Raw genomic sequence first — 19,142 nt, forward strand, 5'->3', positions numbered from 1 at the left:
GCTTTATTGTTCTTCAAAAACACGTTTAAAAATCGTATTGATATGTTTGGTGTGGTAAGAAAGATCAAATTTTTCGCGAAGTTCTTCTTCACTTAAAGCTTTGGTAACATCTTTGTCGTTGAGGAGTTCTTCTAAAAAATCTTTTCCTTGTTCCCAAACTTTCATCGCATTTCGTTGTACAATCCGATAAGAATCTTCACGACTAATCCCTGCTTGTGTGAGTGCTAAAAGAACCCGTTGTGAGTGAACAAGACCGCGGAATTTATTGAGATTTTTTTGCATATTTTCTGGATAGACAATGAGATTTTCAATGACAGATGTGAGGCGAGAAAGAGCAAAATCAAGTGTAATAGTCGCATCTGGAGCAATATAACGCTCAACAGATGAATGGGAAATATCACGTTCATGCCAAAGAGCTACATTTTCCATGGCTGGGAGTGCAAATGCACGTACCATACGGGCTAATCCAGTTAAATTTTCTGTTAAAACTGGATTACGTTTGTGAGGCATTGCCGATGAACCTTTTTGCCCAGGTGAGAAATGTTCCTCTGCTTCAAGAACTTCTGTTCGTTGTAAGTGGCGTATTTCTATTGCTAGCCTTTCAATAGAGGAAGCAATAACACCAAGTGTTGCAAAAAACATAGCATGACGATCTCTTGGTATTACTTGGGTGGAAACCGGTTCAGTACGCATCTTCAAGGCTTTTGCTACATGTTCTTCAACGCGTGGATCGATATTAGCAAAAGTTCCTACAGCTCCTGAAATCGCGCAAGTAGAAACTTCTTCTCGTGCAGCAAGAAGACGTTTGCGACAACGGGAAAATTCAGCGTATGCAAGAGCAAACTTGATTCCAAATGTTGTCGGTTCAGCATGAATGCCATGACTCCGCCCAATGGTGATTGTCTCTTTATGCTCAAAAGCACGTCTTTTTAATGCTTCAAGAAGTTGATCTATATCCTCTAGCAAAATATCACTCGCACGCATCAATTGAATGTTCAGCGTTGTATCGAGAACATCAGATGATGTCATGCCTTGGTGGATAAAACGTGCCTCTGGCCCAATGAATTCAGCTAGGTGGGTTAGAAATGCGATAACATCATGTTTGGTAATTGCTTCAATTTCATCAATGCGATTGACATCAAATTTAGCTGCTGCCCCTTTTTCCCAAATGACTTTGGTGGCTTCTTTCGGAATAATCCCTAAGTGAGCAAGGGCATCACAGGCATGGGCTTCAATTTCAAACCAAATACGATATTTTGTTTCGGGAGACCAAATTGTTACCATTGCAGGGCGGGAATAACGTGCGATCATCATTTTTTTCCTTGTTGTGAGAGGATTGCGGCTTGGCGCAATGCACTAATACGTGTTTTGTAAAGCTCTTTATTGCCATCTTTATAAATTGCAGAGCCTGCGACAAATACATTTGCACCAGCTTTTGCAGCTATCCCAATTGTATCAACGGTGATACCACCATCAACTTCAAGATCAATAGGGCGGTTTGCAATCATGTTTTTAACGCGCTTAATTTTATTTTTTATTTCTGGAATAAAACTTTGTCCACCAAAACCGGGATTGACCGTCATGATGAGAATGAGATCTAATTGATCAAGCAAATATTCCAGTACATGTTCAGGGGTGCTTGGATTGAGTGCGATTCCTGCTTTTTTCCCCATTTTTTTGATTGTTTGTAATGAACGATGAAGATGTGGACCTGCTTCAGCATGAATAGTTATAATATCTGAACCTGCTTTTGCAAAAGCTTCTAAATAAGGGCCTACTGGTGCGATCATCAGGTGGACATCAAATATTGCTTTTGTTAATGGGCGCAGAGCTTTGACGATTTCAGGACCAAAGGTGATGTTAGGAACAAAGTGCCCATCCATAATATCAAGATGAAGCCAATCTGCACCAGCATCAACAACATCTAACATTTCTTGTCCAAGTTTAGAAAAATCAGAAGCCAAGAGAGAAGGCGAAATGAGATGAGAATGGGGCATTAAAATCTCCTTAGATTGGCAGTTTTTATCATATCGCTGTGTATACACAAATATTTTTTGTGTTATGACGGAAAAGAAAAAATATGTATTATAGGTCTTTTTATGGAAAGATTGCTTGAAATTTTAAAGCTTTATAAGTGAAAGATATGTCGAATCATAAAACATATTTGATGCCTGAACTTCAACATAAACATACTATTGCGGTTTCTTCTCAAGAATATCGAGATGCCATGAGTCTTTTTGCAGGAGCTGTGCATATTGTGACAACAAATGGTATTAAGGGAAGACGTGGGGTGACTGTTTCGGCGTGTTGTTCTTTATCTGATGATCCTCCAACCCTTCTTGTTTGTCTCATGCGCCATAATTTAAAGAATCAGGTGTTTATGGAGAATGGAAATTTTTGTGTTAATAGCTTGGCAGGAAAACATCGCTCATTAGCGGATGTTTTTTCGAGGCGTTGCAATTCTACACAAAATGAGCGTTTTGATGTTGCTCAATGGGGAGCTTTGCAAACGGGGGCGCCTAGTCTTTCAGACGCTCTAGCGTCGTTTGATTGTCGTTTGATTTGTTGGCACGAACACGCAACCCATTGTGTTTTGATTGGTGAGGTTGTTGCAATCAACTGTAATAAAGAAAAAGATGCTTTGATGTATTTGAAACGTGAATATCACACTTTGCCTTTATAAAGATTTTATTTTTTTGCATTGATGAAATGATTTATTGTTGCTTCATTTAGATTTTAAACAATGTAGAGAGTAGGGGAGGGATGGCTCTGATATCTGATATTAGATTTCCTTCTTTTTAAAGTTTTTCAATAAGCGAAAAAAATGATTCTGGATGAGATTTGATCAAGAATTCAATCTACATAAAAAAGCGATCAAACCTAAACAGTGCATTTAGATATATTCGTCGATTGTTATGAAAAAACATTTTACTCTTGTGTTGATGGGTATTGCACAATATATAGACCGCACATAGCATATGTGGAGGTTTTTTATTGCATGAGCGAAGAGATTGATGGTCAATATCGCCCTAGTGAAGATGAGCCTTTTATGAATGAGCGGCAAAAGGCGTATTTTCGTGCTAAATTGGTTTCTTGGAAGAATGATATATTAAAAGAAGCTCGTGAGACTTTGGAAAATTTGCAGGAAGAGAATGTTGGTCAGCCCGATTTGACTGATCGGGCTTCTTGTGAAACTGATCGTACAATCGAATTACGTGCTCGTGATCGTCAGAGGAAACTTATTTCAAAAATAGATGCTGCTTTAGAGCGCATTGATAATGGGACATACGGTTTTTGTGAAGAAACCGGCGAACCCATTAGTATCAAGCGTCTTGAGGCTCGGCCGATAGCCGTTTTGTCATTGGAAGCGCAAGAACGTCACGAACGACGTGAAAGAGTTTATCGCGATGATTAAGGTTATTGAGATGATAAACAAACGAAATTCGTGGTGATGAAATTGTATATTTTTATTTTTGAGGGGTAGGAATGAATAAAGATGGTTCTTGCCGCCCCTCAATTTCGGCGGTGATGGCTGAATCTTTTACCGCTTGATTCGTAAAAGGAGAGGGACTTTTATCCGATACATCGTTTCTTTCTGGAGGGGCGGAATTTAGATGTGTGTGTGTTTCTCTTTTTTGTATTTTTGATGTACCAGTAATATCGGATTCTACAACCACATCTGTTAATCCGCCAATAAGGAGCAAATGTTCTTTATTATCGCAACGGACTAAAACAAGGCGGCGTGCTCGATCTATAGAAATTACTTCACATAATGCTAATCGTGATAGACTTTTTTTTCTATTAATGCTGTATCTTCCTGTACTTAAGCGACGTAAAAACACGATAATTACGGTAATAGCTGCGATTGTTATTATAAAAAGCAAAAAGCTTATCGTTATGTTTGCAGCAGATACACCTATCTGCTCTGATAACCAGATATACATAGATTTTCTCCCATTTTGGATGGAAATATTATTTTTTATTGAGATAAATTTATAAACATACCCTCAAAAGGTTCACTTATAATGTAAGAAATAAACTTTTGAATATTAAGCGAGCTTATCTTAGATAATATCATAGTATATACTTTATAACAACATAACAACGAATATAAAGGAAGTTTTGTGACATAAGAAATAGCTATAAGCTAAGGCAAAGAGAGATGGATAAAGATTTTGAGAATAATGAAAGATCAGCGTCTTCGTTTCATCGGAGAGTTGTGATTTTTGGTGTTGTTTTTGTATTAGGTTTTCTTTTCATTGTGGGTATTTTAGGTTTTTTTTATCCACAAAACTATTTGCAACAGGCGATATCAATATCTTTTTTGATTCTAGCAATGATCGGTGTTGCAACACTCGTTTTGTGTGGAATGGGAATTTTAAGATATCATGTGTGGTCGCATGAAGATTTTGATTTTAGCATCTTTAATAGGAGCGATGATGCAATTGTAATCTCTGATCTTTCTGGTTTTGTTTATTATTCTAATCAAAACTATCGAAAAATTCTGACCTATAAGCCTGAAGTGTCTTGTTATAGGGTTATTGCAGATCTGCCAGGAGCTGGTGCACTCTCGTACCGCTTAAAGGTTGCAGCCTGTAATAATCTTGCAGCGCAAGAGGAATTGAGAGTAGAACAACCAATTTTTACCGATTCTACACCAAAAAAATCTGTTTGGTATAATATTTCCGTTCAACCTATCACAAAACAGAAAAAAAAGCTTTTATTTTGGCGTATTACTGATATTTCGCACTTACAACAAACGCGAGAAGTTTTTTTCTCGAACCTTCAAGAGGCTATCAATCACTTGGATCAAGCTTCTATTGGTTTTGTATCCGTTAATAGACAAGGAACTATTCTTTATGCCAATGCGACTTTTGCCGAATGGTTTTCAATTGATTTAGCGAATTTCTCAATTGGTCAATATAATTTTGATTCGTTATTTGATAGCGTTGGCGCTAAGAGCTCATGGAGTGATATCTGTTTACAAACCAACAGATATCAAAGTTCAGGTTACTCTTTACCTTATAGGTTTTCGTTATGTTTAAATTCACACACGACTTGTGAGAAAATATTCCATTGTCTTATATCTGTTTCTTCTCTCTTAGAAGAGGAAGCCATTTATCGTGTTGTGATCATTCCACAACAAATACAAAAAGAAGAAGATGATCAATTAAAATTACCCAGTATATTAGGAGAATATTTTGATGCGAGTCCTTTTGCAATAGCCGTGGTGGATCATGCAGGGCAATTGGTTCATATGAATAAAGCTTTTTCATCACTCACGGGATGTATGGACAAAGCTGTCAATTTTTATGATGTTATTTCTCGTCGTGATTGTGTGCAGTTAGAGCGTTCTTTTCAGAGAATTGCGACAAATAAAAATTATTTTGTTTCTCTAGAAACTGTTTTAGAAAAAAATGAAGAATGCCATTTACGGCTCCATATTATGTCTGTACCGCCCTATCACGGTGATGCATTGCAAAATTTGCTTATTATCTCTGTCATTGAAACAACCGAACAAAAAACTATTGAAGATAAAATGATGCAAAGTCAGAAGATGCAAGCTGTAGGACAATTGGCTGGCGGCATTGCTCATGATTTTAATAATGTTTTAACAGCAATTTTAATGTCGTGTGATCTTCTTTTAAATACGCATCGTAGTTCTGATCCTGCTCATGCTGATCTGATCAATATTAAAAACAATGCTAATCGTGCAGCTGCTCTTGTCCAGCAATTATTAGCTTTTTCTAGAAAGCAAACACTTCGACCTGAAGAAGTCGATTTTACTGAATTTTTATCAGATATCCGCAATCTTATTTTACCACTTTTGGGGAATAATATTCAGTTAAAAATTATCCATGGAAGAGATTTGTGGAGCGTTGAAGTTGATCAAGCATCTTTTCAGCGTGTTATTATGAATTTGGTTATTAATGCGCGTGATGCCATGTTAGATGGAGGTGTTGTTACGATTGCAACAAATAATATTACAAAGCAACAAAGTGCTGAATTTAATCATCTTGGATTAGCAATTGGCGAGTATGTGCAATTGACTATTTCAGATACAGGGGCTGGTATATCTGCTGCTATACAAGAAAAAATGTTTGAGCCATTTTTTACAACAAAAGAAGTTGGAAAAGGAACAGGACTTGGTTTATCAATGGTTTATGGAATTATCAAGCAGAGCGGTGCGTATATTTATTGTGAAAGTAAAGAAGGTGAAGGAGCAACATTTCATATTTTTCTTCCCCGTTATATCCCCAATATAAAAGGAGAAATTTCTCAAAAGATTGAAAAAGATGAAGAGAAAGATAAAAATATAGACTTAACAGGATCTGCGACTGTTTTATTGGTTGAAGATGAAGATGCGGTTAGAATGGGGGGGGTAAGAGCTCTTCAAATGAGAGGATATACGGTTTTAGAGGCTGCAAGTGGGGTGGAAGCACTCTCTATTCTTGAGGAACAAAAAGGAGATGTTGATATTATTGTTTCCGATGTGGTGATGCCAGAAATGGATGGGCCCACTTTATTGAAGGAAGTCCGTAAAAACTATCCTGATATCAAATTTCTTTTCGTTTCTGGATATGCAAAAGATGCTTTTGCTAAAAATCTTCCACAAGATGCTGTTTTTGGTTTTTTATCTAAACCTTTTACACTCAAACAGTTAGCTCTAACAGTTAAAGAAACCCTTTTGTCATGATAGAAAAATTTATGTAATAGAAAAAGTGCGTATTTTAAGATTTTTTAGGCGAAATACGAGAGTATTTTGATCAAGAGAGTTCATGATAATAAAAACTGGATAAAGAAGAACAATTTAGACATTGCACTAAAATTCAAAAAAATTCGCACATTCTACACAAATTTATGAAAAGATAAGTTTTATCATGTCAACTTTTCATAGAGTTCATTTATAAGAGTTGAAGACAAACAGCGTGTACACCGTTGAAAAATGCTGATTAATAGATTGTTGATACACTCAAAAGGATAAGAGCTGTTGTTGTGTATCTACCATTTTGCTCTTTCCTTCAATAAATGCTTTTAAAGCTTCGGGGTAGAGTTTATGTTCTACTTTAAGAACTCTCTGTGCTAAACACTCAACGGTATCATGGATACAGACGGGGACGGCTGCTTGGGCGAGGATTTTTCCTGCATCCATGTCTTCTGTAACAAGGTGAACAGTGCAACCCGTGATTTTTACACCTGCTTGTAAAACTTTTTCATGTGTGTTTAAGCCTTTAAATGAAGGCAAAAGAGAAGGATGAATGTTTAAAATCCGTCCTTCGTAAAGTTTTACGAAACGCGATGAGATAAGGCGCATATACCCTGCAAAGCAAAGAAAATCGGGCTTATATTGATCTAAAATCGTAAAAATATTTTCTTCATGCTCTTCTTTTGTTTTGTAAATTTTACGATCAACAATATGAATAGGTAAGTTATGGTTTTGCGCTTTTTCAATACCGTTGGCACGCGGATTATCGCAAATAACCGCGACGATTTCAGCAGGATATGCCGTTTGTTGGCTAGCTTGAGCAAGGGCGACCATATTGGATCCATTACCAGAAATGAAAACGACGATTTGTTTTTTCATAAATGCAGTACCCCTTTATAAAGTATTCCTTTATTTTGATCTTGGCATTTTGTTAAAATGCCAAGGGGAGTTACAGTCTCTCCTTTTCTTTCAAGAGCTTGTGTAATTGTTTCAGCTGCATGCTGTGCTACGATAATGATCATGCCAATACCACAATTAAATGTTCTTAACATTTCTGTTTCTTCTATTTTACCTTGTTTGGCAATCCATGAAAATACTGCTGGAACATTGATGCTAGAAAGATTAATTTCAGCGCAGAGAGAGGATGGAAGGACACGTGGAATATTTTCAGGAAAACCTCCACCCGTAATATGAGCAAGAGCTTTAATCCCTTCATATTTTCGCATGATGGGAAGAAGCGATTTTACATAAATGCGTGTTGGTGTAAGAAGCGCTATACCAAGGCTGTTTTCAGGGGAAAAAGGGGCAGGGTCATTCCATTTGAGATAATTTTGCTGGATGATTCGTCGAACAAGCGAAAAGCCATTGGAATGAATTCCAGAGGAGCTTAGACCTAATATAACATCACCTTCTATCAAATCTTTTGAAGGGAGTAGCTTGCTACGTTCGCATGCTCCTACAGCAAAACCGGCTAGATCATAATCTCCCTCTGCATACATTCCTGGCATTTCTGCAGTTTCTCCTCCAATAAGAGCAGCACCGGCTTGTTTACATCCTTCTGCAATACCAGAAACAATCGCAGCCCCTTGTTCAGGGTCGAGCTTTCCAGTTGCAAAATAATCCAGAAAAAAGAGCGGTTCAGCTCCTTGTACAAGTAAATCATTGACACACATAGCAACGAGATCAATACCTACAGTATTATGGTGACCTACTTCGATAGCAATTTTTAATTTTGTTCCCACACCATCATTGGCTGCTACGAGGATAGGATCTGTAAAGCCAGCGGCTTTTAAATCAAAAAGGCCACCAAACCCACCAATTTCTGCATCTGCTCCGGCTCGTTTTGTAGCGCGTATAAAGGGTTTGATTTTTTCTACCATGGCATTACCCATATCGATGTTTACACCGGCTTTTGCGTAGGTAAGGCCGACTTTGGATTTATTCTTTATAAGATCTTGATTGCTCATTGGAGCCTTCCTTTAATGGAAAATCAGGTTTTGATATTATGCAATGCCATGATAGAGTTCTCTCTGCAAGAGATATTGATAAGAAAATAAGCAACTTTTCTTGTAGCTTATTTTGAAGTTGTTTATAATTTTTTGTGAAGATTTTTTTAGGATATTTTATGAGCAAGATATCAGATAATCACGGACAGTCTTCTTGGCAACTTATGAGAAAGAAAGTGAGTGAGAATACATCTCGTGATCGTTATAAGACTTATGTGCCAGCGTATACTCAATTACCGTTGCCGAATAATATGAAAAGACAAATCTTTTTTTGGCTTGGTACGCTGATTTTTTTCATTCTTTTTATGTTTGTTTTTGGATCGATTTTGCTTCCTTTTGTGGCAGGGATTGTGTTGGCTTATTTTCTCAATCCCATTGTTCAATTACTTGAAAAATTTGGTATTCGTCGTGTGTTTGGGACTGTCCTTATTACCTTATTTATTGTTATTACCTTTGTTGCTGCTTTAGTTATTTTGATTCCTGTTATTAGTTGGCAAATACAGCAATTTATGAGTGATGGTTTACCTGTTTATATTAATCGTATTCAAACCTTTTTTGTTGAGCATGATTTTGATTGGTTAAGGCGCTATTTTGGAAGTGATCCAAATGAATTACGGAATAATATTAAAGGATTTTTGGGCGAAGGTTCGGATTTTATTACGTCTCTTTTGAATTCACTTTTAAAGTCAGGAAAATCTATCGTTAATATCGTTAGCCTATTTGTTGTGGCACCTGTGGTGGCATTTTATATGTTATTAGATTGGCCACGTATGGTAACAGCAATCGATTCGTTAATACCGCGTGATCATCTTGAAACCGTCCGTAGTATTTTTCATGAAATGGATAGAGCTATTGCAGGCTTTGTTCGTGGACAAGGAACAGTTTGTCTCATATTGGGAGGCTATTATGCTATTGGTTTAACGATTGCAGGACTCAATTTTAGTCTTTTGATTGGTATGTTTATTGGTCTTATTAGCTTTGTTCCTTATATCGGCACAATGAGTGGTTTGGTCCTTTCTGTTGGTATTGCATGGGTCCAGTTTTATCCCAATAATTGGGGGGGAATCATTGTTGTGATGGCACTTTTTTTAATTGGTCAATTTATTGAAGGTTATATTCTTCAACCCAAGCTTGTAGGTTCATCAGTGGGATTACATCCCGTATGGTTGATGTTTTCACTTTTTGCTTTTTCTTCACTCTTTGGTTTTACTGGTATGCTTGTTGCTGTTCCTGCGGCAGCGGCTGTTGGCGTTTTAGTTCGTTTTGCTCTTCATACTTATCTGAATTCTCAGATGTATTCGCGAAGCGGAAATTCGGAGCCGCTAAAATGAATGGGCGTGAAACGCAATTATCTTTAAATTTTCCTTATGATCCGATTTTTCAATTTGAGGATTTAGTGGTAACGGAAAGTAATCGTATGGCTTTTCAGCTTATTGATCACTGGCCCAATTGGAGCTTACCTATTGCAGTTTTGGTTGGTAAAGAAGGATCTGGAAAAACGCACTTTTCTAATATATGGCTCCAAAAAGCAGATGCTTTCAGGATTCAGTACAATGAACTTGGTCAGGCTGTTACTATGGCTTCTTTAGGAAGATCATTTTTAATAGAGGATATTGATACAGGTGAAATCAATGAGACAGAACTTTTTCATTTAATTAACAGTATTAAGCAAACAAATCTTGATGCACGACAAGCTACTTTATTGATGACGGCACGAACACTTCCTTCCGCTTGGAATTTAACGTTAAATGATCTAAAAAGTCGTCTTAATTCGGTGATGTTCGTTGAAATTAATCAGCCTGATGATGCATTGTTAACAGCTGTTGCTTTTAAGCTTTTTTCCGATAGGCAACTTATTGTACATCCAGATACGGTTTATTATCTTGTAAGCCGTTGTGAACGTTCTTTATTTTCATTGAAGCGTGTTATTGATTCTGTTGATCAGTTGGCATTACAAAGAAAAAGAAAAATAACACGTGCTGTTATTGCTGAAGTTTTAAATAGAAGAAATCCGTAAATACTCCTTATCATGGCTTACTTATTCTGTCCTTTTATTATCGTTTCAATATGTGAAAAGACAAGTCATTTAAATTTTTTCTTTTTTGGATATCTATATAAGAGAGAAAAATAGTATTTTTTGACTTTTGTCATGTGTTTATTTTAAATAACTTTGAGATTTTATTGTATGATGTTGAATTCTTTTCAGCTTCGCATTTGAAAATTTTTCTAAAAAGAGCGCTTTATTTTATTTATAATGAAACCTTGTGCTTTGAAAAAATGTTTGTTGTTTATGAATATGAATTGTCGCAGATTCTAGAGTTTTTAATAAAAGAGTCCTTGGGAAGATAGAAAAAGAGGAGAAAAAAGCTTAATACAGCTGAATTCTTTGGCTTATGTTCTCTTTGGGAAAATTTTTCTATGATATTTAAGTCGTTTTTTTCTAAAACTGTATCTGTGAAATGCGTTTTGATACAGTGAGAGCTTGCTTAAAACAGGATAAAAATTATGAAGTCCTTATAGAGAAATTCATTCTTTTTTAATATAGATTGGATTTTTTACGGAGGTTATTTTCTACTATTTGTCAATAAATTTGTTATTGAGTAGGGGAAAAAATTAAAAAATGTGCTTTTTTGTAAAGAAATGCAACAAAATTTAAAAAAAGTGTGTTTTTCTCTTGCACTTCTGTTGTGAAAATTTTAGGAAATGTGCATCAAGTAAATGTAAATGGCGGAGCGTAGCGCAGCCTGGTAGCGCACCTGATTTGGGATCAGGGGGTCGTAGGTTCGAATCCTATCGCTCCGACCATATTTGATTGAGTGTGTGAGAATGACCCAATTGGGTACGTGTGGTGAGAAACTATCATTCAAGCGTTGTGTAATCTGAAGGAAAAAGGCATGATCGCACGTATTTATAGTCCTGCTAAGACAGCTATGCAGTCAGGTAAGGGGAATACAGGTTTTTGGATTCTAGAGTATGAGCCAATGAAAGCAAAAATGCTTGAACCTCTTATGGGCTACACGGCAACGTCTGATATGAATAATCAGGTAAAGATTCGATTTAATAGGAAGGAAGAAGCGATTGCTTTTGCACGTAAGAATGCTATCTCTTACCGTGTAGAAAAGAAACATACATCGATTCGACGTGCTATTTCTTATTCTGATAATTTTCGCAGTGATCGGCAGCATTCTTGGACACATTGAATTGAAGATGCTATTTTGAATTGAGAAAATAATCAGTTGGGTCCCGTAGCTCAGCTGGATAGAGCAACGGCCTTCTAAGCCGTGGGTCACAGGTTCGAATCCTGTCGGGATCACCATGTTTAAATGATATTTATAGGCTATAAAAAGTTAGAGGGTTTTCCTTTTATTCTATTAGCTTATTTTTCTGTATAATCCTGAATCTTTTTGATGTTTTTTGGTTTATTTTGTTGCTACACGTTTTCTGTTGACTGTTTTAGTATAAAATAATGCTGTTTTATCTTTTTTCAGTAATAATTGTTTTTGATTATTGAAACTTATAGCACATTGCATTTTCGTGCCGCGTGTTGCTACTACATTACATGCTTTAGGAAACAGATTGTAAAAATTATTTTTTAAGAGCTTCTTTTCATCTTTCTGAAAATGAATATTTTATTTCTTAGATTAGATTTAAGCATTGCTGCTAATGCTGGTGAAATTGCCAAAAAACATCTATTGTGATTTTTTTTATTTTTTATGAATAATATTATTACGTTTTTTAGCATGATCTTTGGTAAGATTGATTTTGATTAGATACAAGGCATGATGGATTCGATTTAGAACAGTTTATGAAACATTGAAGAATAAAAACGATATCTGTTTATGATGAGAATTTATAGATGGCACAAGAGGTGGAAAATATCTTCTTGTCTTGGAAGCTGTGATTCATAACAAATTACTTCTTTATAGTTTTTTCGTATAAAAAGATGTTATATCTGCCGTCCAGATAAGATATTGTTTTTTTCAGTGAGAGACACTTGCGGACAATTTGATTTAACATGATTGTCACTGTTTCTCAGGTAGGGTTGTAGGTTTCATCAATGTTTAGGTTTTCTTAGTCTTATAGGTTTAAGAATATACACTGTATATTTATATGAATGAAGATAGGTTGTATCTTAGAGTTAAATTTTTAGATTTCATATTTACATTTTCAAATGTTTTTTCTTATTTCTTTATAGCTTGTACATCATGTGAGAAGTATTTTAATATTTTGGATAACAATCACATTAAAATGTTATGCAGATGAGCTCTGAAGATCTAAACTCACACGGTTCAAGGTGATCATTATATCAATAGGAATACAGTGTGAAGAGAATGCCATTTTACAGGCTTTGTTTTAAGAGATATCTCTTAAAGCTCACTTCGCGCTGGCGCTCGTGAATGGTACAATGATAAATCCATTGAGCTCCATCATCTTTACACTTATGAAGAAATAAGCTGACATTATCATACACTTTGCCTATTTGTCAGCCTCCGATGTTGCAATAGATCTCAGCACTTGAGGCATTTATCGGCATTTTTGTGCTTTTTTATACAATTTTTACTTAATATTAATTCCTCTTATGACGTGTAAGAGAGACGGTTTTGTTTAATTCAATATAAATAGGTTTGAAATGAGAAAACATTACGATATTCGGATTTCTCATTCAACATGGCAAACAATAAAACATGATTATAAATCAAATGTATTTTTAGAATGAAAAAAATTGCTTTTATCGTGTTTTTTACTCTTTTTAATATTTTATTATAATCTGTAATTGGTAAACTCAAAATACAGCTCTAAGGTTAAGTGTTTTATATCTATCGAAGTGACTGTGGTTATATCTAACTGTTTGGACAACAAGTTGTATACCAATAGACATGAAAGAATTAAGAAAAACAGGGGATAGATCAGGAAACAAACAATATTTTTTAGAACGGAAGCCTATGCTTGTGGAAAGAATTTTAAAATCAAACTTCTAATCTGTTGCAAAATGAGGCTGTTATTACGTTTGTGATACTTTTAGATGGCTTCCCCTAAGAGGCACTATCAGAACGTAAAAAATATTAGAAACACTCCGTAAAGTATGCCCTTTGTAGAGGCATGTTGCAAAATCTTATTTCCGAATCTTTATTTACGCATCCCGTACCTTGGAAGAATACGATAATTCGATAATTTATTTATACTATAAAGTTGAATGGTGGGCGTGACAGGGATTGAACCTGTGACCCCTACGATGTCAACGTAGTGCTCTCCCGCTGAGCTACACGCCCATTCATTGATGTTGCATACACCATATAGAATGCCAAACGTCAATGCCTAATTTAATTTTCTCTTTCAACAGATGCAAATAACTTTAAAAAATACTTTTTAAGCAGCGATAAGGATCTTTTCAACTTCATTGACGAGTTCACGTAAGTGAAATGGTTTAGAGAGAACCTTTGCATCAGGAGGGGCATCACTATTTGAATTGAGTGCTACCGCTGCAAAACCTGTAATGAACATTACTCGTAAATCAGGGTCAATCTCAGTAGCACGTCGTGCGAGTTCGATTCCGTCCATCTCTGGCATCACAATATCAGTCAGGAGAAGGGAAAATGGTTCTTCTTGTAAACGTTCATATGCGCTAATACCATTATCGAAGTCGGCGACTTCGTAGCCTGCACGTTCTAGGGCTTTTACGAGAAAGCGACGCATATCGTTATCATCTTCTGCGAGCAGGATTCGTTTCATGATTATATTCCAATGGCTCCATTTGTCAGAGTTTTGCCGCATCAATTATACAATATAGAGTATTTATAAAAAAGATGGTAAAATGCTCATAATTGAAATGAATGGCAAAATGGTTAATTCTTATATTCTGATTCAAAATACAGCATATTCGTTGTGAGTTGGTTAAATTCGAAATATATGTGATTTTGAAAAAAGAAGGGGTTCTCTAAAACTACTAAGATGATTCTTTACTATCTTTTCTTTTAAAGTTACTGATTATTATCAGAATTCCATTAAAAAACTTATGAAAACCGTTATTGTAGGGTTTTCATATATCGAGAAATTAGAAGAATATTATGTTAATTTATTGTTTTTAAAAAGTTCTCCTAAGAAATAGAAATTTTATAGTTATTTGTTTTTATAGAGATTTGTAATAAATATTATAAATGCGCTTTATTTCCAGTTTTTTCCTTAAATAGATGAAAACTATTATTTTCCTAGAATAATATTAAATTATCACTTAATAACAGATCAAAAATAGTATTTTGATGCTTTATTTGTAAATATGTATCATGTTATATTAAGATAGATTTATTATTTTTATTTATATAAATAGTTTTTTTATTAATTTATTTTTTATGATGTAAAATAATATTGTTTAATGTAATGATATACTTTGTATATTAGTTTTTTAGTAGAATGCGTGGTGAATATTTAGGTTATGGCTTGCCTGTAAAGGCTAGAAAACAAATCATATGAGTGGTTGGAAAGAAAAATCTATTATATTTAAAAGTGTTTGTAGATCCAATGCTCGTAGAAACTTTCTTTTTTGATGGGGCGGAGCGAAAATTAAGGTTTAATGTTATTTTACAGATACATTATCGGGAATAAAGGCATCAAATGCAGCCCAAAATTGTTTTTTATAATCTTCGTTAATCATAATTGTATCCAGTTCAGCGCCTGTAATAGTAATACTTTCTGTTAGACGTGTGTGTTGGCATAATTGCCGCACTTCAATGTTGTTTGCAATATTGTTTTGATTGGCAAGAATAAAGAGTGTTGGGATTCGTAAATCTCCATGAAGTACATTTCTCTTCATAGAATCAATCGCATTAAATACTGAAGCCATCCATTGGGATGTTGGGGGCTTAATGGAAGGGAGCGGCACTTTATGTATGTGTCCCAATTGTATATTTTTTTGTTTTGTCTTGTTTAATTTTTTACTATCTTTCGCTGGTATAAAGCCAAGACCCATATCAGAAAGAAATTGTGTTAATTTATGTTGAAAACTATTCGTTTTATTGCCGAATGGAGCAAAAAGGGGAGAAACACAGAGCAATCTATTAAACTGATGATTAATGAGATCTAATCCGCTAAGTGCTATCAATCCACCTATGCCATAGGCGAGCATAGAGTAAGGTGGCGGACAATTAGGATAAACAATATTTTTAAGAAATTTATATAAGTCATTAATATCATTATTTATATCAAAACAATGATGTCGGCTTTGTTTTCTTATCTTGAAGGATGTTTTTTCTTGATCAAAGCAGTCAAATATTGCTGTATGAAAACCGCGTTTAGAAATTTCATTTATTAATAAAAAATATTTTTCTAAAGTATTTGCGTAGCTTTTGAGAATAACAATTGTTCCCTTAGATTTTTCCACCTCAGGATATGTTATAGCAAAACGAATTTCGTGATCTATTGCTATTTTAAGAGTATCATGATGGATATTAAGAGAAGTGGAACCCCAATCTATGGGATAAAGAGGTGTTTTCAATTGAAATCCTTTACAGTGTATTTGCCACTTAGTACTTTGACATTTATGTAATGAAGAAAGAGGATTAAAAAAGGGGTATATTGCTTTTTAGATAGTTTTTATCAATTTAGGTCCCAAAGAGTTGAAATAAAGAAAAACGATTACTAGATAATATAGTGCGGTTGCCATAATGGGGCCGCAGGTTCACAAGTAAGTTTGCCATATGGGAACTTTGTGAATTAGTTATAAATTATAGTCGCTCTAGAGGAGGGCAATATTATGCGTCAAGTAGATTTTTCACCATTTTATCGTTCCACAGTAGGTTTTGATCATCTTTTTAACTGGTTTGATTCTAGAACACAACCAGAGGAAGTTTCTTCTTATCCCCCTTATAATATCGAGCGTTTAACTGAAGATTCTTATAGAATTTCTATGGCTGTTGCTGGTTTTTCTCAAGATGAAATTGATATTGAAACGCATTGTAACCAGCTGATCGTTAAGGGAGACAGAAAGTCTAAAAATGATGATGAAGAGCGAGAATTCCTTTATCGAGGTATTGCTTCGCGTGCTTTTGAACGGCGGTTTCATTTGGCTGATCATGTTAAGGTTATTGGGGCAGAACTTGGAGATGGGCTTCTTCATATTCAGCTTAAAAGGGAAATGCCAGCTGAATTAAAACCCAAAAAGATAACCGTACAGATGTCACCATCCATTACAAAAAATGATAACAGCGACGTTATCGTGTAAAGAAAATTTAGAAAATATGAGATCGGATAATTATAAATTTTTCTGAAAAATAAAAAACGCGAGGCAAAAGGTCTCGCGTTTCGTATGTGTTTTCCTAAGAACGAAGCGCATTTTAATAAAAAAGCTTATCTCGAATTTATGATAAAATATCATTGCACATTATTCTACGTTGAAGAAAAAGTTCATGTGTGTGCAATTGAAATGCATAATGATTCACTTTTTAAGTAAGCTTATTTATAGCATTTTAAAAATGGTCGGAGCGGCGGGATTTGAACCCACGACCCCTTGACCCCCAGTCAAGTGCGCTACCAAGCTGCGCTACGCTCCGAGTTCGTGTAAAACGATTAAATGACTGTTTCTTTAAAGGCAAGAGAAAAAATAAACAGAATAAAATCTAAAATGCTCTTGCACTTAGAGCTTTTGAAAGTAAAAATTTTGGACATCAATATTTTGTTGTTAATTCAAGATAAATAACGAATTTGTAAAATTCTTTGTGATCATTAAATTTTTAGCTCTATAGTTAATAGATGTATGCATTTAATTACTTTTGAGATTGTGAGGAGGGGGGTAAGATTGGTGTAGAAGGTATGAATTGGAGCAAATGAGTGCTGAAGGTATATTTTTTTCTTACCTAATCGTTACTTTTCTAAAAAGATAAAGATTTTCAAAAGAAGAGGAGTGAATATATGGTTTTGAAAAGTTTTCGTTTTTTAGAGTTTTATAGACGAGGTATTTTCATTTTATATGGATAAAAAATTGTAAGTTCTGGATTGTATAATCACAAATCTCATTTTACGGGTATGTATTTTTATCCAAATAAACAAGATCAGAATGCTTTAATTTATGTTTTGTTGTTTTTTTTCTAAAATATCAGATAAAATATTATAGAGGAAAAACTTTCAAAGTGTCTATTGAACTAAGAAAAGAGTAAACTATGAGCCGTTTTTCGGTAATAAATTTGACGCAAGCAGCAGTGGATCGTGTTAAAGCGATTATGGATGCAAAAGATGCACAGGGTATTCTTGTTGGTATCAAAAAAGGTGGTTGTGCAGGGATGGAGTATACAATTACTCTTGTCAAAGAAAAGGGGATAGATGCGGATGTTGTTGAAGTGAATGGTGCCCGTGTTTTTGTAGCACATGATGCGGTATTATTTTTATTAGGGACGCAGATGGATTATGAAGTGACAACGCTGCGGTCTGGTTTTATCTTTAAAAATCCTAATCAAGTTTCAGCATGCGGGTGTGGAGAATCGGTGGAACTTCGTCCTGCTACGCAGGATCAATATAAAACAAATTGAGCTGAGCTAAATTATAATTTAGTAATTTTAGAGGGGCTTATTCTTTTAGGTAGAAGAAATCTACTATTTTTTATTGTTCATTTTTAGCTTGCTTCCAAAGTGCTTCCATTTCATTCAAGGATGCGTCAGTGAGTGTTTTAGATTGAGTGGATAGCTTTTCTTCAATATAGGCGAAACGATTTCGAAATTTTATATTCGTTTTTTTTAATGCTTTTTGTGAATCAATCGCTAAGTGGCGCGCGAGGTTAAGGAGTATAAAGTAGAGATCTCCAAACTCTGCTTCTATCTCTGAGTTTTGTTTATTTTTGATGGCTTCTTTGAGCTCTTCGAGTTCTTCTTCTATTTTTTCAAAAACTTTATCACTTTTTTGCCAATCAAAACCTACTTTAGCTGCTGCTTCTTGTAAAGCAAGTGCCTCTTGGTTTGCTGGCTGGATTTGTTTTACTTTTGCGAGTATGCTTGTGGAGGAATTGTTGTTTTTTTCTTCGCACATTCTTTTTTGTTCAACCTGTTCTCTTTTTTTTATATATTCCCACTCCTCTTTTATAAATCCTCGTTTTTTTTGCTCGGTATTTCCAAAAACATGAGGATGGCGTCGAATCATTTTTTCTGTGATTGCATAAACAACATCTTCAAAAGTAAAGCTGCCTTCTTCTTGTGCTATGGTAGCATGATAGACAACTTGTAAAAGAAGATCCCCAAGTTCTTCACAGAGATCCTTTCGATTCTTTCGTTCAATGGCATCGATGACTTCGTAAACTTCTTCGAGCATATAGGGTATGAGGGATTCAAAAGTTTGTTTTTTATGCCAGATACAACCATTATCAGAGTTTCGTAATGCAGTGATAATTGCAGTGAGATCTTTGATATCTTTTGAGGCTAACATTTTGCACTTCCTTTGTAAGCAATAGAGCT

16 protein-coding genes and 4 tRNA genes are annotated in these 19,142 nt (G+C 35.1%); 10 read left to right on the plus strand and 10 right to left on the minus strand.

Features of this window, described 5'->3' with window-relative positions; translation table 11 throughout:
• Nucleotides 1–3: 3 nt before the first annotated feature.
• Nucleotides 4–1,311 (minus strand): adenylosuccinate lyase, encoded by a 1,308-nt coding sequence (gene purB, locus ACFIM6_RS02715; RefSeq protein ID WP_375611588.1) that lies wholly within the window; start codon nt 1,309–1,311, stop codon nt 4–6.
• Nucleotides 1,311–1,997 (minus strand): ribulose-phosphate 3-epimerase, encoded by a 687-nt coding sequence (gene rpe / locus ACFIM6_RS02720; protein WP_375611548.1) that lies wholly within the window; start codon nt 1,995–1,997, stop codon nt 1,311–1,313. Before rpe ends, purB begins: the two co-directional genes overlap by 1 nt.
• Before the next feature lie 146 nt (nt 1,998–2,143).
• Here rpe and ACFIM6_RS02725 point away from each other — a divergent pair, with 146 nt between their 5' ends.
• Nucleotides 2,144–2,683: a flavin reductase gene (locus tag ACFIM6_RS02725; protein WP_375611549.1), complete on the plus strand. Its 540-nt coding sequence runs from the start codon at nt 2,144–2,146 to the stop codon at nt 2,681–2,683.
• Nucleotides 2,684–2,998: 315 nt separating this feature from the next.
• The gene (dksA, locus tag ACFIM6_RS02730; protein ID WP_015856486.1) at nt 2,999–3,415 is read left to right on the plus strand and encodes an RNA polymerase-binding protein DksA; all 417 of its coding nucleotides are present in this window, start codon (nt 2,999–3,001) and stop codon (nt 3,413–3,415) included.
• A gap of 52 nt (nt 3,416–3,467) precedes the next feature.
• Here dksA and ACFIM6_RS02735 read toward each other — a convergent pair whose 3' ends face one another.
• Complete coding sequence (locus tag ACFIM6_RS02735) at nt 3,468–3,944, minus strand: hypothetical protein (RefSeq protein ID WP_375611550.1); 477 nt, start codon at nt 3,942–3,944, stop codon at nt 3,468–3,470.
• A gap of 218 nt (nt 3,945–4,162) precedes the next feature.
• On the opposite strand from ACFIM6_RS02735, the gene ACFIM6_RS02740 reads away from it, so the two are divergent.
• On the plus strand, nt 4,163–6,697 hold the full coding sequence (locus ACFIM6_RS02740) for a response regulator (protein ID WP_375611551.1): 2,535 nt from the start codon (nt 4,163–4,165) through the stop codon (nt 6,695–6,697).
• Between the two features lie 276 nt (nt 6,698–6,973).
• Here the strand turns inward: ACFIM6_RS02740 and purN are convergent, their stop codons facing one another.
• Both purN and purM read right to left on the minus strand, forming a co-directional pair.
• Complete coding sequence (gene purN, locus ACFIM6_RS02745; RefSeq protein WP_375611552.1) at nt 6,974–7,585, minus strand: phosphoribosylglycinamide formyltransferase; 612 nt, start codon at nt 7,583–7,585, stop codon at nt 6,974–6,976.
• A complete protein-coding gene (gene purM, locus ACFIM6_RS02750; RefSeq protein WP_375611553.1) occupies nt 7,582–8,673 on the minus strand; it encodes a phosphoribosylformylglycinamidine cyclo-ligase in 1,092 nt (363 codons plus the stop codon). The genes purN and purM overlap by 4 nt, the downstream gene beginning before the upstream one ends.
• Before the next feature lie 158 nt (nt 8,674–8,831).
• On the opposite strand from purM, the gene ACFIM6_RS02755 reads away from it, so the two are divergent.
• The 5 genes from ACFIM6_RS02755 to ACFIM6_RS02775 all read left to right on the plus strand — a co-directional run bounded on the left by ACFIM6_RS02755 (nt 8,832) and on the right by ACFIM6_RS02775 (nt 12,028).
• Complete coding sequence (locus tag ACFIM6_RS02755; RefSeq protein ID WP_375611554.1) at nt 8,832–10,043, plus strand: AI-2E family transporter; 1,212 nt, start codon at nt 8,832–8,834, stop codon at nt 10,041–10,043.
• The gene (gene hdaA / locus ACFIM6_RS02760; RefSeq protein WP_375611555.1) at nt 10,040–10,729 is read left to right on the plus strand and encodes a DnaA regulatory inactivator HdaA; all 690 of its coding nucleotides are present in this window, start codon (nt 10,040–10,042) and stop codon (nt 10,727–10,729) included. Before ACFIM6_RS02755 ends, hdaA begins: the two co-directional genes overlap by 4 nt.
• A 711-nt stretch (nt 10,730–11,440) precedes the next feature.
• Nucleotides 11,441–11,517 (plus strand) — tRNA-Pro (locus ACFIM6_RS02765).
• Nucleotides 11,518–11,606: 89 nt separating this feature from the next.
• On the plus strand, nt 11,607–11,912 hold the full coding sequence (locus tag ACFIM6_RS02770; RefSeq protein ID WP_375611556.1) for an ETC complex I subunit: 306 nt from the start codon (nt 11,607–11,609) through the stop codon (nt 11,910–11,912).
• A 39-nt stretch (nt 11,913–11,951) separates the two neighbouring features.
• Nucleotides 11,952–12,028: transfer RNA gene (locus tag ACFIM6_RS02775), tRNA-Arg, on the plus strand.
• Between the two features lie 1,879 nt (nt 12,029–13,907).
• Here ACFIM6_RS02775 and ACFIM6_RS02780 read toward each other — a convergent pair.
• The 3 genes from ACFIM6_RS02780 to ACFIM6_RS02790 form a co-directional block, all read right to left on the minus strand.
• A tRNA-Val gene (locus tag ACFIM6_RS02780) sits at nt 13,908–13,982 on the minus strand.
• A 97-nt stretch (nt 13,983–14,079) separates the two neighbouring features.
• On the minus strand, nt 14,080–14,442 hold the full coding sequence (gene cpdR / locus ACFIM6_RS02785; RefSeq protein ID WP_005773448.1) for a cell cycle two-component system response regulator CpdR: 363 nt from the start codon (nt 14,440–14,442) through the stop codon (nt 14,080–14,082).
• A gap of 841 nt (nt 14,443–15,283) precedes the next feature.
• On the minus strand, nt 15,284–16,201 hold the full coding sequence (locus tag ACFIM6_RS02790) for a serine aminopeptidase domain-containing protein (protein WP_375611557.1): 918 nt from the start codon (nt 16,199–16,201) through the stop codon (nt 15,284–15,286).
• 258 nt (nt 16,202–16,459) lie between these two features.
• Between ACFIM6_RS02790 and ACFIM6_RS02795 the strand changes: the two genes are divergently transcribed.
• Nucleotides 16,460–16,927, plus strand: coding sequence for an Hsp20 family protein (locus ACFIM6_RS02795; RefSeq protein WP_375611558.1), 468 nt, complete (start codon nt 16,460–16,462; stop codon nt 16,925–16,927).
• Nucleotides 16,928–17,178: 251 nt separating this feature from the next.
• Here the strand turns inward: ACFIM6_RS02795 and ACFIM6_RS02800 are convergent.
• Nucleotides 17,179–17,255: transfer RNA gene (locus ACFIM6_RS02800), tRNA-Pro, on the minus strand.
• Nucleotides 17,256–17,861: 606 nt separating this feature from the next.
• Here ACFIM6_RS02800 and ACFIM6_RS02805 point away from each other — a divergent pair.
• Nucleotides 17,862–18,227 (plus strand): iron-sulfur cluster assembly accessory protein, encoded by a 366-nt coding sequence (locus ACFIM6_RS02805; protein ID WP_273791397.1) that lies wholly within the window; start codon nt 17,862–17,864, stop codon nt 18,225–18,227.
• A gap of 70 nt (nt 18,228–18,297) precedes the next feature.
• Here the strand turns inward: ACFIM6_RS02805 and mazG are convergent, their stop codons facing one another.
• Nucleotides 18,298–19,113, minus strand: a complete 816-nt coding sequence (gene mazG, locus ACFIM6_RS02810) for a nucleoside triphosphate pyrophosphohydrolase (protein WP_375611559.1) — start codon at nt 19,111–19,113, stop codon at nt 18,298–18,300.
• Between the last annotated feature and the right edge of the window lie 29 nt (nt 19,114–19,142).

The sequence above is a fragment of the Bartonella sp. AA9NXGY genome (genome assembly GCF_042196845.1).
Classification (GTDB): Bacteria; Pseudomonadota; Alphaproteobacteria; order Rhizobiales; family Rhizobiaceae; genus Bartonella.